16 protein-coding genes and 1 tRNA gene are annotated in these 17,700 nt (G+C 69.5%); 12 read left to right on the top strand and 5 right to left on the bottom strand.

Annotated features, from left to right (window positions below):
• Positions 1–5 precede the first annotated feature (5 nt).
• The 6 genes from VFE82_RS10985 to VFE82_RS10960 all read left to right on the top strand — a co-directional run bounded on the left by VFE82_RS10985 (position 6) and on the right by VFE82_RS10960 (position 6,121).
• Positions 6–653 carry a trimeric intracellular cation channel family protein gene (locus VFE82_RS10985; protein WP_325000346.1) on the top strand — a complete coding sequence of 216 codons (648 nt, stop codon included), beginning with the start codon at positions 6–8 and terminating at the stop codon, positions 651–653.
• Positions 654–965: 312 nt separating this feature from the next.
• Positions 966–3,137: a TonB-dependent siderophore receptor gene (locus VFE82_RS10980; protein WP_325000345.1), complete on the top strand. Its 2,172-nt coding sequence runs from the start codon at positions 966–968 to the stop codon at positions 3,135–3,137.
• Positions 3,138–3,174: 37 nt separating this feature from the next.
• The gene (locus VFE82_RS10975) at positions 3,175–3,903 is read left to right on the top strand and encodes a cobalt ABC transporter substrate-binding protein (RefSeq protein WP_325000344.1); all 729 of its coding nucleotides are present in this window, start codon (positions 3,175–3,177) and stop codon (positions 3,901–3,903) included.
• 6 nt (positions 3,904–3,909) lie between these two features.
• Positions 3,910–4,209, top strand: coding sequence for a DUF3649 domain-containing protein (locus tag VFE82_RS10970; protein ID WP_325000343.1), 300 nt, complete (start codon positions 3,910–3,912; stop codon positions 4,207–4,209).
• The gene (locus tag VFE82_RS10965; protein ID WP_325000342.1) at positions 4,206–5,840 is read left to right on the top strand and encodes a PepSY-associated TM helix domain-containing protein; all 1,635 of its coding nucleotides are present in this window, start codon (positions 4,206–4,208) and stop codon (positions 5,838–5,840) included. The genes VFE82_RS10970 and VFE82_RS10965 overlap by 4 nt, the downstream gene beginning before the upstream one ends.
• Complete coding sequence (locus tag VFE82_RS10960) at positions 5,837–6,121, top strand: DUF3325 domain-containing protein (RefSeq protein WP_325000341.1); 285 nt, start codon at positions 5,837–5,839, stop codon at positions 6,119–6,121. The genes VFE82_RS10965 and VFE82_RS10960 overlap by 4 nt, the downstream gene beginning before the upstream one ends.
• A 114-nt stretch (positions 6,122–6,235) precedes the next feature.
• Here VFE82_RS10960 and VFE82_RS10955 read toward each other — a convergent pair whose 3' ends face one another.
• The gene (locus VFE82_RS10955; protein ID WP_325000340.1) at positions 6,236–7,129 is read right to left on the bottom strand and encodes a LysR family transcriptional regulator; all 894 of its coding nucleotides are present in this window, start codon (positions 7,127–7,129) and stop codon (positions 6,236–6,238) included.
• Positions 7,130–7,422: 293 nt separating this feature from the next.
• On the opposite strand from VFE82_RS10955, the gene VFE82_RS10950 reads away from it, so the two are divergent.
• The 4 genes from VFE82_RS10950 (at position 7,423) to VFE82_RS10935 (ending at position 11,189) form a co-directional block, all read left to right on the top strand.
• Positions 7,423–8,574 carry an MFS transporter gene (locus tag VFE82_RS10950; protein WP_325000339.1) on the top strand — a complete coding sequence of 384 codons (1,152 nt, stop codon included), beginning with the start codon at positions 7,423–7,425 and terminating at the stop codon, positions 8,572–8,574.
• Positions 8,575–8,659: 85 nt separating this feature from the next.
• A complete protein-coding gene (locus VFE82_RS10945) occupies positions 8,660–9,145 on the top strand; it encodes a (R)-mandelonitrile lyase (protein WP_325000338.1) in 486 nt (161 codons plus the stop codon).
• A 100-nt stretch (positions 9,146–9,245) separates the two neighbouring features.
• Positions 9,246–9,893 (top strand): carboxymuconolactone decarboxylase family protein, encoded by a 648-nt coding sequence (locus VFE82_RS10940; protein ID WP_325000337.1) that lies wholly within the window; start codon positions 9,246–9,248, stop codon positions 9,891–9,893.
• 60 nt (positions 9,894–9,953) lie between these two features.
• Positions 9,954–11,189, top strand: coding sequence for a YbfB/YjiJ family MFS transporter (locus VFE82_RS10935; RefSeq protein ID WP_325000336.1), 1,236 nt, complete (start codon positions 9,954–9,956; stop codon positions 11,187–11,189).
• Positions 11,190–11,253: 64 nt separating this feature from the next.
• Here the strand turns inward: VFE82_RS10935 and VFE82_RS10930 are convergent, their stop codons facing one another.
• Entirely contained in the window at positions 11,254–11,808 is a 555-nt protein-coding gene (locus tag VFE82_RS10930) for a hypothetical protein (protein ID WP_325000335.1), read from the bottom strand.
• Between the two features lie 248 nt (positions 11,809–12,056).
• Here VFE82_RS10930 and VFE82_RS10925 point away from each other — a divergent pair, with 248 nt between their 5' ends.
• Positions 12,057–12,554, top strand: a complete 498-nt coding sequence (locus tag VFE82_RS10925) for a response regulator (protein ID WP_325000334.1) — start codon at positions 12,057–12,059, stop codon at positions 12,552–12,554.
• Between the two features lie 59 nt (positions 12,555–12,613).
• A complete protein-coding gene (locus VFE82_RS10920; protein WP_325000333.1) occupies positions 12,614–12,814 on the top strand; it encodes a hypothetical protein in 201 nt (66 codons plus the stop codon).
• A gap of 367 nt (positions 12,815–13,181) precedes the next feature.
• On the opposite strand, the gene VFE82_RS10915 is transcribed toward VFE82_RS10920, so the two are convergent.
• From VFE82_RS10915 to VFE82_RS10905, 3 genes are all read right to left on the bottom strand, one after another.
• Entirely contained in the window at positions 13,182–14,528 is a 1,347-nt protein-coding gene (locus VFE82_RS10915; RefSeq protein WP_325000332.1) for an McrC family protein, read from the bottom strand.
• A complete protein-coding gene (locus VFE82_RS10910) occupies positions 14,525–16,825 on the bottom strand; it encodes an AAA family ATPase (RefSeq protein ID WP_325000331.1) in 2,301 nt (766 codons plus the stop codon). Before VFE82_RS10910 ends, VFE82_RS10915 begins: the two co-directional genes overlap by 4 nt.
• 776 nt (positions 16,826–17,601) lie before the next feature.
• Positions 17,602–17,692 (bottom strand) — tRNA-Ser (locus VFE82_RS10905).
• Positions 17,693–17,700: the final 8 nt, after the last annotated feature.

Genomic DNA, 17,700 nt, shown 5'->3' with positions numbered 1-17,700 from the left:
GGCACATGTCGAACGCGCCTCTTCTCTCGCTGCTGCTCACGCTCGTGGAGGCGGCCGCGACGCTCGCCTTCGCCCTGTCGGGGCTGCTGGAGGCTGCCCGCAAGCGCCTCGATGCGGTGGGCGTGTGCCTGGTGGCCGGACTGGCCGCGTTCGGCGGCGGCACGCTGCGCGACGTGCTGCTCGACCGCCGGCCGTTCTTCTGGGTCTCGCACTCCGAATGGCTCTGGGCCCTGCTGGCCGTGTGCGCCGGCGCGATGCTCTTCCTGCGGGCCCATCATTTCGCGCCCACCGAGCGGGCCATGCAGTGGCCCGATGCGCTGGGCCTCGGGCTGTTCAGCGCCAGCGGCACGCAGCTCGCACTGGCCGAGGGCCTGCCGGGCATCGTCGCCGTGCTGATGGGCGTGATCACGGCCACCTTCGGCGGCGTGCTGCGCGACATCGTCTGCAACGAGGTGCCGACCGCCCTGCGGGACCACCGCCCCTACGCCATCTGCGCCTTTGCCGGCAGCTGGGCGCTGGTGCTGGCGCAGCATGCGGGCATGGCGGCGGTGCCGGCGCTGGTGCTCGGCGCGGCGTGCGCCACCGGCTTGCGCGTGCTGGCCCTGCTGACCGGCTACACGCTGCCACGCTGGTCGTCCGGGGACGAGCCCTGAGTGCAGTGGGCGTCGCCGCCGGTGGCGACGCCGAGGGGGCGGAGACACGGTCCGCGCGCAGGTCGCGGCTCAGCTCCGCTCGCCAAGGTCTGCCCGCCAAGGCTTGCCCATCAGTTCGCGACTCCGTCCGAGCGCGCCGAAGACAGTCCCGACCAAGACGCGTCCTCGACTGCCGCCCACCACGCCGAACATTTGCTCACGCGTCATGCATAATGCGAATCACTCTCATTAACCGTCGCAACAACAATGCCAACCGACGCCGCTCGCACTTCCCGCCTGCACCCCCGTTTCGCCCTTCGACCCCTGGCCCTGTTGACGCGTCAATGGCTGGGCGCTGGCCTGGCCATCGCCGCGGCCAGTGCGGTCGCGCAGACGGCGCCTGCGGCCGGCGCGGCGGCACAGCCGGCACCTGGCGCAAGCGCCACGGCCCAGACGGCGCCGACCAACCGCGCGCTGTCGGGTGTCACGGTCTACGGCACGGTCGATGCCATCGGCGGCCTGCAGAAGACGTACTCGGGCGGGCAGCTCGCGCGCGGCGGCAACCTGGGTCTGCTGGGCATCACGGACCTGATGAACGTGCCGTTCAGCACCACCAACTACACGGCCGAGCTGATCGAGAACCAGCAGGCGCGCAGCGTCGCCGACGTCGTGATGAACGACGCTTCGGTCCGAACGCTGACCTCGCGCGGCGGCTTCGGTGACGACTTCCAGATCCGCGGCTTCCAGGTCGGCAACGGCGACCTGGCCATCAACGGCCTGCTCGGCCTGGCGCCCAGCACGCGCATCCCGCTCGAGTTCGTCGAGCGCGTCGAGGTGCTCAAGGGGCCGGGTGCCCTGACCACCGGCGTCGGCCCGAGCGGCAGCATCGGCGGCAGCATCAACGTCGTCACCAAGCGCGCGAACGACATCCCGCTCACGCGCCTGACCACCACCTACATGGGCAAGTCCCAGCTGGGCGCGCACCTGGACGTGGGTCGCCGCTTCGGCGAAGACAACCAGTGGGGCGTGCGCGTCAACGGCGTGGTGCGCGCCGGCGAGGGCAACATCGATGGCGGCCGCCAGGACCTGAACCTGGGCGCGCTCGGCCTCGACTTCGCCGGCACCCGCACGCGCTGGTCGCTCGACCTCCTGGCCACGGGCGGCGAGACCCGCGAGTTCCGTCCCCAGACCAGCTTCGCGGCCAACGCCACCGCCGTCCCGGCGCCTCCGTCGGCGCGTTCGAACTTCTACCCCGGCCAGAAGCTGGACGACAACGTCCGCACGGTCATGACGCGCCTGGAACATGACCTGACCGACAGCACCATGGTCTACGCCGGGCTGGGCGCCACCCGGCTGGACTACCAGCAGAACCTGCCGACCGGCCGCCCCGACGCATCGGGCAACTTCAACGTGCAGAACGCCTGGTACGACCAGGACACCCGCAGCACCGCGGCCGATGCCGGCCTGCGCACGCGCTTCAACACCGGCAGCGTGCGCCACACGCTGGTGTTCGGCGCCAACTTCCTGGACCAGGACACGGCGTACTTCTACGCGACGTCGCCCACCACCAACCCCTCCAATCTCGACAACCCGGCCCCGCTGCCGGCCATCACGGCGCTGCGCGGCGCGCCCGGCCGGAGCTCGGCCGTCAAGCAGCACAGCGTGGCGGTTGCCGACACTTTGTCGTTCGCCGGTGACCGGTTCCTGGTCACGCTCGGCCTGCGCCGCCAGACCCTCGCGCAGGACAACTTCAATCCCGCGAGCGGCGCCCAGACGAGCCAGTACGACGCGAGTGCCACCACGCCGCTGGCGGGGGTGGTGTTCAAGCCGGCGCAGAACGTGTCGCTGTACGCGAACCACACCGCCGGCCTTACGCGGGGCGCCACGGCCGGTGTGACCACGGCCAACGCGGGCCAGACCTTCGCGCCGCAGAAGTCGCGCCAGCAGGAAGTCGGCGTGAAGGTCGACTGGGGCCGGCTGACCACCCAGGCGGCGGTCTACCAGATCGAGCGGCCCAGTTCCTTCACCGACCCGGTAACCAACGTCTTCAGCTTCGGCGGCGAGCAGCGCAACCGCGGCCTGGAACTGACGGCCTACGGCGAGCTCCAGCGCTCGCTGCGCCTGATGGCCAGCGCCGCCTTCCAGCAAGCCAGGTTGAGCCGCACCGCGGGTGGCGTGAACCAGGGCAACGACGCAGCCGGCGTGCCGGAGCGCACCTTCAACCTCGGCCTCGACTGGGACACGCCCTGGGTGCAGGGCCTGGCGCTGAACGGCCGCGTGATCAGCACCTCGTCGGTGTTCGCCGACGCCGCCAACCGCCTGCGCGTGGGCGACTGGACTCGCCTGGACATCGGCGCGCGCTACGCCACCCGGATGGCGGGCAAGCCGCTGACGCTGCGCGCCAACCTCGAGAACGTGGGCGACAAGCGCTACTGGGTGGTCAGCAACTACGTGACCGTCGGCGCACCCCGCACCCTGATGTTGTCCGCGACCGTCGATTTCTGATCGGCTCGCTCCCTCCATCCCTCCAGAAGGATTCGACATGAACGCAGCCCGCATCGCGCTCGCCAGCCTCGCCTTCGCCGCCTCGGCGGCGCAGGCTCACCAGATCTGGATCGAGCAGCCCGCCGGCCAGACCGCCGTGATCCGCTTCGGCGAATTCGGCGAGAACCTGCGCGAGGCCTCGCCCGGCCTGCTCGACAAGTTCGGCAAGCCGGTCGCCACGCTGTTGTCGGCCAAGGGCGAGAAGCCCGCCGATGCCGTGAAGACAGCCAGCGGTTTCACCCTTCCGTTCGCCGCCGCGCGCGGCGAGTCGATCGTCGCCGAGGACGCGAGCTACCCGCTCTACACCTGGAAGCAGGGCGAGAAGAACACCACCAACTGGTACCGCCCGGCGGCGCGGCTGATCACCGATATCGCCCCGCTGCAGCCCAGGCTGGTGCTGGACCTGGTGCCCACCGGCAGGGTCGGCGAGTTCAAGCTGTTCTTCCGCGGCCAGCCCAAGGCCAAGGGCAAGGTGACGCTGGTGACGCAGTCGGGCTGGTCCAAGGAAGGCCACACCGACGAGCAGGGCGTGGTGCGCTTCGACATGCCCTGGCAAGGCACCTACGTGGCCGAGGCCAGCTTCAACGACGCCACCGCCGGCGAGCGCACCGGTGCCAACGGCCCCGAGCGCTACGACGGCGTGAGCTATGCCACCACCCTCACCTACGTGAAGGCCGACGGCGTCGCGCCGATTCCGGCCGGGCCGGCGGCCGCTCCCGCCAAGTAGCGCCCCGTGAACGCCGCGCTGGCGCGGGCTCGACGCATCGGCCCGCTGGTTTCCCGCATCGCCGCCGCCGCCGTGGGCGGCTACGTGCTGGCGGCGCTGGCGAGCGTCGCCGCCATCGCGCTGGCCTTCGACAAGGTCCAAGGCGTGCTCACCGGACAGCTGCTCAGTTTCGTGTTCTACGCCGCCGCGGTCATCTGGGTGTTCGCGGCGCGCACCGCCTGGCGCGCCTGGGCCGGCCTGCTGGTGGTGGGCGTGCCGCTGCTCGTGGCCGCCTGGTCGGTCTGGTTCGCCGGAGCCGCGTCATGACCGTGGCACGCGACGACGAGGGGCCGCGCCTGGCCGGCCCGGGGTTGCGCCAGCGCATGGCGGACCTGCACACCTGGGCCGGGCTGCTGCTCGGCTGGGTGCTCTACGCGATGTTCCTGACCGGGACCGTGTCGTACTTCAAGGACGAACTGTCGCAGTGGATGCGGCCCGAGCTGCCGCACCAGGTGCAGGTGCCCGACCCCGCCGGCGTGGCGGCACGCGTGGCGGCCGGCATCGAGGCGGCGGTGCCGGGCGTCACGCAGTACAGCATGAAGCTGGCGGACGACCGCAACAACAGCGTCTACGCCTTCTGGCGCGGCGGCGGCGGGTCGCGCCAGCGCGGCTTCGGCGAGGGCTTCTTCGATCCGGCCACCGGCCGGAAGGTCGCCGGGCGCGACACCCTGGGCGGCGACTTCTTCTACCGCTTCCACTTCCAGTTCCACTACATGCCCATCGCCTGGGGCCGCTGGCTCGCGGGCGCCGCGGCGATGTTCATGCTGCTGGCCATCGTGAGCGGCGTGATCACGCACAAGAAGATCTTCACGGACTTCTTCACCTTCCGCTGGGGCAAGGGCCAGCGCTCCTGGCTCGACGCGCACAACGCACTGTCGGTGTTCGGGTTGCCGTTCCACCTGATGATCACCTACACCGGGCTGGTGACGCTGATGGCGATGTACATGCCCTGGGGCAGCGACGCGGCCCTGAAGACACCGGCCGAACGACAGGCAATGAGTGCGGCCACCACGGTGTTCATCGAAGCGGGCAAGGCGACGGGGACCAGGGTACCGCTGGCGCCGCTGGAAGGCATGGTGCGGCAGGCGCAGCAGCGCTGGGGGGCCGGCCAGGTCGGCCGCATCACGGTGTCGCTGCCCGGCGATGCGGCCGCGCGCGTGGCGATCGCCCATGCCGACACCGGCCGTGTCTCGATGAGCCCGCAATCGATGCTGTTCGAGGGCGCCACCGGCCATCTGCTGGAAGTGCGCGAGCACGTCGGGGCGGCGGCCGAGACCCGCGGCGTGCTGTATGCCTTGCACCTCGGCCGCTTCAGCGACCTCGAGCTGCGCTGGCTGTACTTCATCGTCAGCCTGGCCGGCACCGCCATGGTGGGCACCGGGCTCGTGATGTGGACCGTCAAGCGCCGCCAGAAACAGGCCGATCCCGATCGGCCCTCCTTCGGCTTTCGGCTGGTGGAGCGCCTGAACATCGCCTCGATCGCCGGCCTGTCGGTCGCGATGGCAGGCTACCTCTGCGCCAACCGCCTCCTGCCGCCAGGCCTACCCGCCCGCGGCGAGTGGGAGATCCATGTCTTCTTCGCGCTGTGGGCCGCGGCGCTGCTGCATGCGGTCGCACGCCCGGCCCGCAAGGCGTGGGTGGAGCAATGGTGGGCGGCCACGGCCCTGCTGGCACTGCTGCCCGTGCTCAATGCGGTCACCACCGCCCGGCCCCTGTGGCACAGCCTCGCGCAAGGCGATTGGGTGTTCGCGGGCGTCGACCTGATGTGCTGGGCGCTCGCCGCCTTGCACGCCGCGCTGGCGATCCGCACCGCCCGGCATCGCCCACGCGTGCGTCCGGCGCGTGCGCAAGGCCGGGCCGCAGCGCCCATCGTCTCGACCTCGGGAGGCGATGCATGACCCACGCGCTCACGCTGCTGCTGTGCGTGGCCGCGTTCGCGGCCCTCGCGCTGGGCTCCGAACGCCAGCAGGACGACCTGTTCGGCCGGGCCTTGCCGCGCACCACCACACGCGGCCTGCGCGCGGCCGCCACGCTGCTGCTGCTGGCCGCACTGGCCGTTCCGGTCACCGCGCACGGCTGGGCGCTGGCCCTGGTGATGTACTCGGGTCACACCAGCCTGGCCGCCGGCCTGGTCTATGCCGCCCTCATCGTGCGCCTGCGTCGCGCGCGCCAGGAATGACGCGTCCGGGCGTCGTGGCCGGCCGTCCGGACTGTCGCGCGGCGACGCCACTCGCGCGCCTTGCGTGGGCGGCCAGGAACCGCGGCGTGCCCGCGGCGGCGGCCGCGCCGTGTCTCAGGCCTGCAACCGGATCGCGTCGATCACGACCCGCAGCGCGCGCGACGAGTTGCGCCGGCTGGGGTAGTAGGCGTGCAGCCCGGGAAAGCGCGGGCAGCAGTCGTCCATCACCAGCCGCAGCCGGCCGGCGTCCACGTGCGGCTGGGTCATGTCGCCAGGGAGGAAGGCCAGTCCGTGGCCGTCCACCGCCGCATGCAGCATCTGGTAGGCGCCGTTGAACGTCAGCTGGCCGCCGACCCGCACCTCCACCTCGCGGTCGCCGTCCCGCAGCTCCCAGGCGTACAGCCCCCCGCTGCCCGACAGCCGCAGCGTGATGCAGTTGTGCCGCACGAGGTCCTGCACGCGGGTTGGCACCGGGTGCGTCGCGAAGTAGCGTGGTGAACCGACGATGGTCATGGGCACGTCGGGCGTGAGCCGCACCGCGACCATGTCCTTGTCCACCTGGTCGCCGAACCGCACGCCGATGTCGTAGCGGTCGGCGGCGATGTCCACGAGCCGGTAGTCGGCGCTCATCTCGACCCGCACGTCGGGATAGTGCTCGAGCACCGGCGCCAGCCGCGGCCAGAGCACCTGGTCGATCACGTGGTCGATGGCGGTGATGCGGATCGTGCCCGACGGGCGCTCGCCCATGTCGCTGACCGCGGCGATCTCCGCCTCGATCTCTTCCAGGCGCGGAACCAGGGTCTGGAGCAGGCGCTCGCCGGCTTCGGTCGGCGCCACGCTGCGCGTGGTGCGCGCCAGCAGCCGCACGCCCAGGCGGGTCTCCAGCGCCCGGACCGTGTGGCTCAGCGCCGACTGCGACACTCCGAGCTTGGCGGCCGCGCGGGTGAAGCTGCGCTCCTGCGCGACGGCGAGGAACGCGAGCAGGTCGTTGAAGTTCTCCCGGGGCATGGCGGCGTGCTGGGGGCGAGCGGGTGGCGCGTCGATTCTAGGAGCCCGCCATTCATGACCGCCGCTCATGTCCCCATGCCAGGCGGCGCCGTCCGCCGGGCAGGTGCCGCGCCTACGATGCATCCCTTCCCTTGCGGCCTTTCCCGCAGCTGTCCCGATCGCACCGCCACGCGGCACCAGCAGTGCCGTTGCGGCGTGCGCGCTCCTTGCCCACGCCCATGCCCACCAGTCCATCCGCCGCCCTCCCTTCCGCCACCGGCCCGCAGCGCGGGGCGTGGAGCGCCGTGGGGTCCATGACGATGTGCGTCGCGCTGCTCATCGCGGCCGAGTTCATGCCGGTCAGCCTGCTGACGCCGATCGCGCGCGACCTGGGCGCCACCGACGGGATGGCCGGCCAGGCGATCTCCATCTCCGGCCTGTTCGCGGTCCTGACCAGCCTGCTGGTCGCGACCGTGGCCGGCCGCTTCGACCGCCGGCACGTGCTGATGGCGTTGACGGCCTCGATGCTCGGATCGCTGGTGCTGATCGCCCTGGCGCCCAGTTTCTCCGTGCTGATGGTGGCGCGCGCGCTGCTGGGCGTGACGGTCGGCGGCTTCTGGGCGCTGTCCACGGCGACCGTGATGCGGCTGGTGCCGCGCGCCGCCCTCGCACGCGCGATGGGGGTGCTCTACATGGGCAACGCCGTCGCAACTGCGGTCGCGGCGCCCGTGGGCAGCTTCCTCGGCGGCTGGATCGGCTGGCGCGGCGTGTTCTGGCTGTTGGTCCCGCTGGCGGTTGCCAACCTGGCCTGGCAGTGGGCCAGCCTGCCGGCCATGCGACCGCCAGCGGCCACGCCCGCCCTGCGCGTGCTGAGCCTGCTGCGGCGGCGCCACGTGGCCTTCGCGATGCTGGCCGTCATGCTGTCGTTCGGCGGTGCCTTCGCCACCTTCACCTACCTGCGGCCGTTCCTGGAGACGGTCACCCATGCCACCTTGCCGCAGTTGTCGCTGCTCCTGCTGGGCCTGGGTGCGGCCGGCTTCGTCGGCACCTCGGCCGCGACCGCCCTGCTGCCGGGCCACCTGCAGCGCCTGCTGGGCGGCCTGCCGCTCGCGCTCGCCGCGGCCACGCTGGCCCTGCTGGCGGGGGGCGGCGCGCTGTGGCCCGCCGCCCTCGCCATGGTCTTGTGGGGCGGACTCAACGCCGCCATCCCCGTGTGCTGGTCCAACTGGCTGGCGCAGGGCGTGGCCGACGAGCCCGAAGCCGGCGGTGGCCTGATGGTGGCGGCGATCCAGCTGGCCATCATGGCCGGCGCGGCCTTCGGCGGCTGGCTGCTGGACGCGTTCTCCGTCCAGGCGACCTTCGCCGGCGGCGCCGCCTTGCTGGTGCTCGCCGCCGCGACGGTGGGCAGGGGCCGCCGGCTGCTGCCAGCCGGCGCTGCGCCGCGCACCCACGACGCCGGCACATGACCGCTTGCAGCATCCGGCCGGCCGGCCCTGCCGCTCCTGCCCCCCCTTCGCCCCTGCTCGCAGATCTTTCACAGCAAGGATGCCCATGACCTTCCGCCTCTCCCGCATCGCCCCGTGCCTCACGGCCCTGGTGGCGGCCGCCGCGCTCGCACAGCCCGATGCGCCGCTCGCGCAACAGATCACGCCGGCCGGCACGGAGGCCTCCACACCGGGGCCGGCCGAGTTCTTCACGGGCCGGGTGCGGGTGGACCCGGTCTGGCCGGCCACGCGCGAGATGAACGCCTCCGGCGCGCTGGTGACCTTCGAGCCGGGTGCCCGGTCGGCCTGGCACACGCACCCCGCGGGCCAGCGGCTGGTGGTCACGTCGGGCGTCGGGCTGGCGCAGGAATGGGGCAAGCCGGTGCAGACGATCCGCCCGGGCGACGTCGTGTGGTGCCCGCCGGGCGTGAAGCACTGGCACGGCGCCGCGCCGACCACCGCGATGACGCACCTGGCCGTCACGGGCACCCTCGACGGCAGGAACGTGACGTGGATGGAGAAGGTCGGTGACGAGCAATACAACGCGCGCTGAAGCAGTCCCGCGCCGGACGGTCCTGGCGGCAGCCTTCGCCGCCGCGGCGGCGCCGGGCCGGGGCGCTGCGTCCGCGCAACCGCACCAGGAGAGCAGCACCATGGACCCCACTTCGCTGAGCCGGCAGCAGCAAGCCATCGCCCCGATCGGCGCCGCGATGGCGACCGGAGACTTGCCGCAGCTGCATGCAGCCCTGCACGAGGGACTGGATGCGGGCCTCACGGTCAGCGACGCCCGGGAGATCCTGGTGCAGCTGTATGCCTATGCGGGCTTTCCGCGCAGCCTCAATGCCCTGGGCGAGCTGATGAAGGTGCTGGAGGCACGCCGCCAGCGCGGCGTGCAGGACGCGCCGGGCCGCGACCCGGCACCACTGCCAACCGGCCGCGAGCTGCTGGCGCTGGGCACGGCCAACCAGACCAGGCTGTCGGGGGGCCCGGTCAAGGGAGCGCTGTTCGAATTCGCACCGGCCATCGACGAGTACCTGAAGACGCACCTGTTCGGCGACATCTTCGGGCGCGACAACCTCGACTGGCCAAGCCGCGAGCTGGCCACCGTGGGCGCCCTCGCCGCGCTGGCGGGCGTGGAGCCGCAGCTGCAGGCGCACATCCGCATCAGCCTGAACGTGGGCCTGACCGCCTCGCAGCTGCGCGGCGTGGCGGACGTGCTCGCGCAGCGCGGCCAGCGCGAGGCGGCAGCCCGCGCACGCGCGGCGCTGGACAAGCATCTGGGCGAGGCGGCCAGACGGTAGGCCGATGGTCGGGGCGGCAGGCCTCCTGCTCGCGCGCACCGTGCGACACTGCGCGCCGACATGACGACCTCCAGACCGCCGGCGCCCCTCACCATCGCCATGGCCGGCCTCGTCGCCCTCGGGGTGGCGATGGGCATCGGCCGTTTCGCCTTCACGCCGCTGCTGCCGATGATGCTGGCCGAGCGGTCGATCGACCTGCCGGGCGCCAGCCTGCTGGCGAGCGCCAACTACCTGGGCTACCTGCTGGGCGCGCTGGCATGCACGTTCCAGCCGTGGCTGTGGCGGCGCTTCGGGTTCACCGCCGCGGTCAACGGGCCGAAGCTGGTGCGCTTCGGGCTGGTCGCGACGGCGCTGCTCACGCTGGGCATGGCGCTGCACCGGCCCGCCGCGCGGACCCTGTTGCGGTTCGCCGCCGGCATGGCGAGTGCGGTGGTGTTCCTGTACACGTCCGGCTTCTGCCTCGAGCAACTGGCGCGGCGCGGCGTGCCGGCGATGGGCGCGCTGATCTACGTCGGCCCGGGCATGGGGATCGTGGCCAGCGGCCTCGCGGCCACCGCCCTGGTGAACCTGCACGCGCCGGCCTCCTGGGGCTGGCTGACCTTCGGCGCGCTCGCCGCGCTGCTGACCGCGCTGGTGTGGCGGGTCTTCGACGCGCGGCGCGGCTTGCCGGCGCAGGCGCCGGCGCCCCAGCAGGCGACGGCAGCGCCCGTGCACGTGCCGGCGGGCGGCGGCGAGATGGGCCTGCTCACGCTGGCCTACGGCCTGGCGGGCATCGGCTACATCATCACCGCGACCTTCCTGCCCGTGATCGCGCGCCAGGCCCTGCCCGAGTCGCACTGGCTGGACCTGTTCTGGCCCCTGTTCGGCACCGGCGTGATGCTCGGCGCACTGGGCGCGTCGCGCCTGCCACCCGGCGGCGACCTGCGGCTGCGGCTGGCGGCCTGCTACGTCATCCAGGCCGCGGGCGTGGCCGCGAGCCTGGTGAGCCCCACGCTGGCGGGCTTCGCGATCGGCAGCCTGCTGCTGGGCCTGCCGTTCACCGCCATCACCTTCTTCGCGATGCAGGAGGTGCGCCGCGTGCGGCCGCTGCAGGCCACCAGCTTCATGGGCCTGCTCACCGCCGCCTACGGGCTGGGACAGATCGCCGGGCCGCCGCTGGCAGCGTGGCTGGTGGCACGCAGCGCAAGGGCGGCGGATGGCTTCGCCCTGTCGCTCTGGATCGCCACCGCACTGCTGGTGCTGGGCGCGGTGGTGTACGTGCTGGCGGCGCGGCGGCATCCGGCGACGGCGCACTGACGCAGCCCGGACGTGTTCGTATCGGTGCAGGTCGCCGCGGCGCGATGCGGCCCCGCACAGGACATCAGTAGGAGAAATGGACCCGGAAGCGCAGGTCGTACGCGGGGAGGGGGCTGGTGACGACCACCGTGCCTTTTGCATAACCTGCCGTCGTGTCCACCGGCGCCTGGACACCCGCGGGCGCCGAGGCCATGAACGCGTAGGTGGTTCCACCTGTCAACGTCGGCGCGCTCGGGAAGTCGAAGGCGTAGTCGGCGTCCATCAGGTTCAACCGCTTCGGACCGGATGTCGCCAGCGCCGGCCCGGTGGGCATGCCGGCCGCTGTGGCGAAGAGCGCCACCGTCACGTCCAGGTCGTACCCACGCAGGTGCAACTCCAGGCGCTTCAGTTGCGCCGTCGTCGGCACTTCGAAGGTCTGCCCGAGGTCGAACGCCGCCAGCCCCACATTGGGGTTGACGCCAAGGTTCTCCACCACGTAGGTGATTGGCGCCGGTGCCTCGACGGGACCGGGCGCCGGGGCGTCTGCCACCTTGGTCAACGGAACGGAGCCGCCCCCACAACCGGAGAGGATGGCCGCGACGATCGCCATGGCGAGTCGCGTTCTGGTGGTGACGAGCATGCGGAATGCTAACCCAGCAGTTCTCCGGCCCAATTGGCGCAGCCGAGTGCTTGAACGGTGAACTTGGACACGCCTGGGCGCAGGCCGGCGGCAGCGGCCAATAAAGAGTGCTTGACGTGACGCTCGCCACGAGGGCCCCAATGGTGTGCCCCAGGGGTCATGGCCACGGCCACATCTGCTCCCCCGACCACGGCGCGACCACCGAAGGCTGGGGGCGTCGAGGCGGGCCTGCGTGGGAAAATCTGCGAATGACCAGCAACAAGGCACCACCGGGACAACGGTCGGGCAGCGGGTTCGCCAGCATCCTGGAGCACGTCAACCTGGGGCTCAGTCGCCCCGGACGGGCCGAGAACGTGTTCGACCGGAGTGGGCACACGGTGCTGGTGGTGGACGATGTTCCCGCCCAGCGGTATTCGACCGAGCGAATGGTGCGGGCGGGCGGCTATCGCACGCTTGAAGCGGAAACGGGACACGATGCCGTGAACCTTGCTTCCCAGGTCTCCGCCATCATCCTCGACGTCAACCTGCCCGACGTGCACGGCATCGACGTGTGCACCACCTTGCGGTCGCGGAAGGCGACCGCCACCACGCCGATCATCCTGACGTCGGCGGTGTATGTGGACGATCTGCATCGCGACGCCGGTTTGCAGGCCCTAGCCGATGCGTACCTGATCGCTCCCCTCGATCCGGATGCACTTCGCGCTCTGCTTGATCGATTGATCCAGGAACGGAGCCCTGCCGCCTAAGCCGTCGATGTCGCCGCGGCGTGCCACCAATGGCTGAGCTGTTGGTATGCTGGCCGGCAATGGAACAGGCGGAACATCCCTTTCAACCGGGCGACCGGGTACGGCACAAGGCCACAGGCAAGGTGATGACGGTCTTGATCGCGTCCCGCACGAACCTGTTCTGCGGATGGCAGGAACCCGGCCGGGAAGACCAATCCGAAGTCGTCAAGCCCGGCGAAGTGGAGCCGTGGGCAGACGCCAGGGGTCGCGCGCGCGAGTGAGAGGGCCAGGTCTCGAAGCTTCACCTGGAGCGCCCTCGCCGGCCTCCGCGCACTTGAACTGCAGCAACTCATCGCCCGCTCGCACAACAGCCCCGCATACATATCGCCCACGCCATTGCCTAGCGCGCACGAGTACGGAGCGGTAGACCAACGCCGAACACCAGCCAGCAGCAGCACGTTTGTGCGCACAGCGCTCAACTCGGCCCCCGGCCTGCAGAAGCGGCGCGATGAAGCGCCAGCGTGGTGAAGAACTCCTGGATGGTTCGCGCGTGATTTGGCGGAGTGGTCATCCGCAAGATCATTAGCGGTTCGCTGGAATCTGGCCCATTCATACCCCCGCGAGCCACCTTTACGACTGTTGCTGCCTCTACTGCCCTTCCGCCTCTTGAGGCATTGCAGTGTCGGCGGGATACCTGCTCACGAGCTGCTTGGCGATGACGGCGCATTGTTCAAGGTCCGCTCTGCGGGTGGAACCGGCGAGCCGGCCCAAGGTGTCGATTGCCACAGGCCGCAAAACGACGCTGCCCAGCTGGTTGCCGTTCGCGGGAGCGCAAACCGCGATCCGCTCTTCCTGCGCCGCTGCGACCGTAGTCGGATACAGCAGTACGCTGGTGCGATTGGGGCTGGCCAATGCGTAGGCCGAAAGTTGATAGAGCCACTCTGGTGGCAGCGACGTGCGCCAAAGGTCGCGGTACTTTGCATCAAGGTACATGCTCAGCGTCCCGCGAACGTCAGAAAGCGCGAAGTCTGGCCGCGGCGCAGGTGGGCGCCGCCTGCGGAGGTCTGCGTCGGCGGGTAGCAGGCGATAGAGCCCCCGGATTGTTTGTTCGTCATCCACCCGCAGTCCGGCGGCATGTTCGCGCAGAAAACGCGAGAGAAAGCGCTGGAAGAACCGGTTCATATCGAACAGGAACGCGGTAGCCTTCAGTTCGCGCGGACCATCCAGAGCGATACCGCTTCCTTCTAGCAGCAGTTCAATCAAGTCGAGGGCTGGCGCGGCGGTTTCAGTGAGGCGCGTGAGCCCGCTGCGGGCCCGGAGCACGTCCTCATGCCTGAGAGTGACCAGCATCTCCACGCCATCGAGAGCTCGGACGAGCCCCTCGGCCCGGCGTGCCAGCACGGGCTGCTGGCACACGCGACGCGCAAGCCGCAAACCGGCCAGCAGGACTTGATTCAGGTGCCAGTCGGCGGTGCGCTCGAAATATCTGCAAGGGATGCGTGGCTCGGTCAGCACTCCCCGGCGGGCGAGAGCCTCCACTTGAAGACGCCCGCGGATCGCTTCCAGCCGATCAGTTCGGGGCCGATATACCTTCGGCAGGCCGGCACGCCAGAACCGCTCCACCTCGCGCACCAGAAGTTGCACCAGCAGGTCCTGCAGCCCGTGTTCGTCCAGCAACACGGTTGTGGGCAGCTCAGGCTGCCACAGATCCGTGAGGCCGTACACGTACTTCAGCATCCGCGCGAGGGTCGTTGTCGCGATCTTGGGATGGATGGTTACTCGAAGCGGCCCGACCTCTACTCGGCCCACGTAGGAGGTGGCGGCGATCTCCAAGCCGCCAAAGCCGGGCGTCAGCCTCAGCTTCTCGCCCAGCAGCGCCGCAATACCCGGTCCGTGCTCACTCGGGCCTAGCAGCTCCTGCAGTTGCGGCGACAGCGGAAATGGCCCTTCTTGCTGCCACTCAGTCAGGACTGCATCGATCTGCAGCTGAGTCATCTGGCGTCGTTGGCTTCCGCGCTGCCCTCGTCATCGTTCAGGTCCGTGTCGTCTTCGGCCAAAGGCGTGCCTTCGGTCAGCGCGATCTTTTCGACCTCCTCGTAGCGCACCGCCTGCAGCAGGTCGTCTTCCCGCTCGGGGAGGAACAGCTCCTCCACGATACGACCGGCCTCGGCATCGACCAGGTCCTTGCCGAGGATCTGCTGCAGGGTGTGAAAGTCGTCATAGCAGTACTCCTCCAGCAGCGGCACGATCTCGTCCCGCAAAATGCGCGCGAAGCCGGCGAAGGAGTTGATGCCGGCCGCAGGCATTAGATAGGCATGCCCAACCTGCAGGTTGCGGGCATCGCGCTTGAGGTGCTTGCGGACGCGCGCGTTCAAGGCCGAAAGCCACGGGCCGAGCGGCAGGCTGCGCACCTGACGACCGTCCAGGCAACCGGTGTCCGGCATCAGCTCAATGAATGCGAAGCGTCGGCGCACGGCGGCATCGAGCAACGAGATCGAGCGGTCGGCGGTGTTCATTGTGCCCACCACGAACACGTTACGAGGAATGCGGAAGGGCTTGGCGCTCACGGGCAACGTGATCGACTGGTCTCGCTTGTCGAGTTCCATCACCGTCATCAGCTCGCCGAAGATGCGCGGCAGGTCGCCGCGATTGATCTCGTCGATTACTAGGTAGAAGTTCTTGTCAGGCGCCGCTGCTGCATCCACGCACAAGGTCTTGAAGATGCCATCGCGTTCGAGGAAGGTGATCACACCGCCGGTGGCCTGTGGTCGGATGCCCTCCAGAAAATCCTCGTAACCCCAGTTAGGGTGGAAGGTGCACACTCGCACCAGACCGCCTTGACCGGTAAGCGCCGCGGTGTCCTGCGCGTCGAGCTGGCCGGCCGACTTACGGAAGGCATGGCGCGCAGCCAGGTCCTTCGCGAGCGCCAGAGCGCGCCACGTCTTCCCGGTGCCAGGCGGCCCATAGAGGATCACTTGCCCCTTGCGCCTGAGCGCAGCTTCGACCCGAGCGCTCCATGGATCTAAGGCCGGTAACGCGGGCATGCTCACCGGAGCCGCGGAAACGGCGACTGGTGCTGCGCCGGCGAGCCGGCTTTCAACTCCCAGCACGTTGACCGGGTGCCGGCCGAAGGGATAGACCGTGGTCCGTGGCCCCTCCAGCGGGTCCAGCTTCCATTCTTCGAGCGAGAGCCATTGGACCCGCCGAACATGTGGAAAGGCCAGATCGGCGCGGTACTCGTAGGGGCCGACCACTCGGCCGATGCCCCGCACGGTCGCTCCTTCACAGGCGACCACGACGTCGTTCTCTTCCATCTCGCGCAGGAAGTTGACGATCTCGCCCGCCTTCCGAGTCGCCGTCTTGCGATCCTCGTAGTCAGGCAGGAGCCGGGCGGCAATGCGCTGCTTCAGTTCCGCCTCCTTGAGCTCGCCCGATAGATCGGAGAGGAACTGTGTCCAGCCGATCGAAACGAGGCCTTGGTCCCTCATGACCGGCCATTGGCTTTCTCCGGTGCTGCCGGAGGTGGTGCCGAGCCTCCAGTAGCGGTGGTGCGGGTGCTGCTCGCCCAGGAGCTTGCCCAAGATGGTCATCGAGGTTCCGAGTTCCCGGGCGAGTGTCAGGAAGCGGCCGGTGCACACGAAGCGCGAAGCTTGGCCGTCGAGCACGCCCGCTCCGTCGGGGGGCGTCTGCAGCAGCTTCATCAAGTGAAAGCGCTGCCATTGCGGGCTGTGAAAGGTGTCCAGCCGGTCTGGATGAACCAAGAACCAATACTTGTGGGCCCAGCCCGCCGCAGCAAGGTTGGGAGCTGCCTGGCGCATTGCAGCATCGAGGGTGGCGCAGGCGTCGTCGCTCGCGTGAGAGGGCTCGAAGTTTGTTAGCACCTCCGAACCGGCGACGAGTTCGTCACGCTGCTTGCGGGCGAACGAGATGGCGTCTTGGAGGTCCAAGTTGCGCTGTGATTGCGGAGAGCCGGTCACCCACACGCCTGCCGGCTGCTTCTCGTACAGGCCGAATTTCAGGGCGCTACCGCCACCGACGCCGCCATAAAGCTTGCAGGAGAACTCCTCGTCGCTCTTGAATTCCAGCCAATAGGCCATGCAGCGCGGCTCGTCATCGCGGCGTCCGTGCAGCAGCCGAAGCAGGACTTCGCCATCCACGCTGCGCAGCACGTCTGGTCCAAAGTGTTCCCAGAAGGCGGCGGTCTGCGCGTCGATGGTGTTCTGGTTGTAGGCGCCACGCGCGAGGGCCTGCTGCAGCCGCTGCCGCAGCTCGTCCATGATCTGGGTCGTCATCTTCTCCTCCGCGGGGGATGCTAGCAGCCGGGAGGCTCAGGCCCCTGTTGGCAGGCCGGCTGAATCCATCGGCCACGAATGTATAGCGGAATAGTCAGCAGCAGAATCTGCATCAAACAGCGAGGGAAGCCAGGTCAAGCACGCACGCCAGTGCCCTTTCAGTACCCCACCTCGACCGGACGCGTTGAGCCGGTAAGCTCTTACCAGGCAGGATTCCAGTTCGGGAAGCGTGCCCTAAGCTCCGCCTTCGACGCGTGTGCCAAGTCAATAACCTCTGGGTACAGGTTCGGCCCGTATGTGAGGCCCAACGAAGCGGCGGTGTCCGTCAGATGAGCCTTGATGGGTCGCGACAGGGCAGCTGACCGCGCACGGTACAGGACATCAGCTAATCGTTGATCTCGAGTGACGACAGTAAAATTTTCGCGGCCGTGCTGCTGCCCGCTCGGTGTGACAAGGACGAAGAGCGAGTTGCCGTCGAACACCTTGTACGGGCGCTCTCTTGTGATCAGGTTGGCTAACTGCTGATCGGTGAGACGGCAGTCCGGCTGCCGGGGTCGGCGTTGAGTGGTAGTGGTTGCGGTCGTTTCAGACATCGTTCGGGCGCTTCCGTTGGAAGAAAAGTACCCCGATAGCCGCTGTCTCGATACCCCGGTTCGTACCCCGATAAGGAGCTGGATCGTCATGGACGTCCGTGGACCTTAGAAGACATAAAGCCCTGATTTCTCAGGGCTTTATGCTGCTTGGGGGACTCTGGTGGACCTCTGTGGACAGGGTCCTGGCGGAGCAGGAGGGATTCGAACCCTCGATACGGGAGACCCGTATACCGGATTTCGAGTCCGGCGCATTCGACCACTCTGCCACCGCTCCTGAATTCG

This window comes from Ramlibacter sp., assembly GCF_035655895.1.
In the GTDB taxonomy this organism is placed as follows: Bacteria; Pseudomonadota; Gammaproteobacteria; order Burkholderiales; family Burkholderiaceae_C; genus Ramlibacter.
The sequence above is the reverse complement of the archived record's forward strand: the minus strand, read 5'-3'. Positions and strand labels throughout refer to the sequence as shown.

Bases quoted from the DNA above. Each gene is read 5' to 3' on its own strand.
- VFE82_RS10985 (WP_325000346.1), top strand. From the start codon at position 6: ATGTCGAACGCGCCTCTTCTCTCGCTGCTGCTCACGCTCGTGGAGGCG.
- VFE82_RS10975 (WP_325000344.1), top strand. From the start codon at position 3,175: ATGAACGCAGCCCGCATCGCGCTCGCCAGCCTCGCCTTCGCCGCCTCG.
- VFE82_RS10965 (WP_325000342.1), top strand. From the start codon at position 4,206: ATGACCGTGGCACGCGACGACGAGGGGCCGCGCCTGGCCGGCCCGGGG.
- VFE82_RS10960 (WP_325000341.1), top strand. From the start codon at position 5,837: ATGACCCACGCGCTCACGCTGCTGCTGTGCGTGGCCGCGTTCGCGGCC.
- VFE82_RS10955 (WP_325000340.1), bottom strand. From the start codon at position 7,129: ATGCCCCGGGAGAACTTCAACGACCTGCTCGCGTTCCTCGCCGTCGCG.
- VFE82_RS10950 (WP_325000339.1), top strand. From the start codon at position 7,423: ATGACGATGTGCGTCGCGCTGCTCATCGCGGCCGAGTTCATGCCGGTC.
- VFE82_RS10945 (WP_325000338.1), top strand. From the start codon at position 8,660: ATGACCTTCCGCCTCTCCCGCATCGCCCCGTGCCTCACGGCCCTGGTG.
- VFE82_RS10940 (WP_325000337.1), top strand. From the start codon at position 9,246: ATGGACCCCACTTCGCTGAGCCGGCAGCAGCAAGCCATCGCCCCGATC.
- VFE82_RS10935 (WP_325000336.1), top strand. From the start codon at position 9,954: ATGACGACCTCCAGACCGCCGGCGCCCCTCACCATCGCCATGGCCGGC.
- VFE82_RS10930 (WP_325000335.1), bottom strand. From the start codon at position 11,808: ATGCTCGTCACCACCAGAACGCGACTCGCCATGGCGATCGTCGCGGCC.
- VFE82_RS10925 (WP_325000334.1), top strand. From the start codon at position 12,057: ATGACCAGCAACAAGGCACCACCGGGACAACGGTCGGGCAGCGGGTTC.
- VFE82_RS10920 (WP_325000333.1), top strand. From the start codon at position 12,614: ATGGAACAGGCGGAACATCCCTTTCAACCGGGCGACCGGGTACGGCAC.
- VFE82_RS10915 (WP_325000332.1), bottom strand. From the start codon at position 14,528: ATGACTCAGCTGCAGATCGATGCAGTCCTGACTGAGTGGCAGCAAGAA.
- VFE82_RS10910 (WP_325000331.1), bottom strand. From the start codon at position 16,825: ATGACGACCCAGATCATGGACGAGCTGCGGCAGCGGCTGCAGCAGGCC.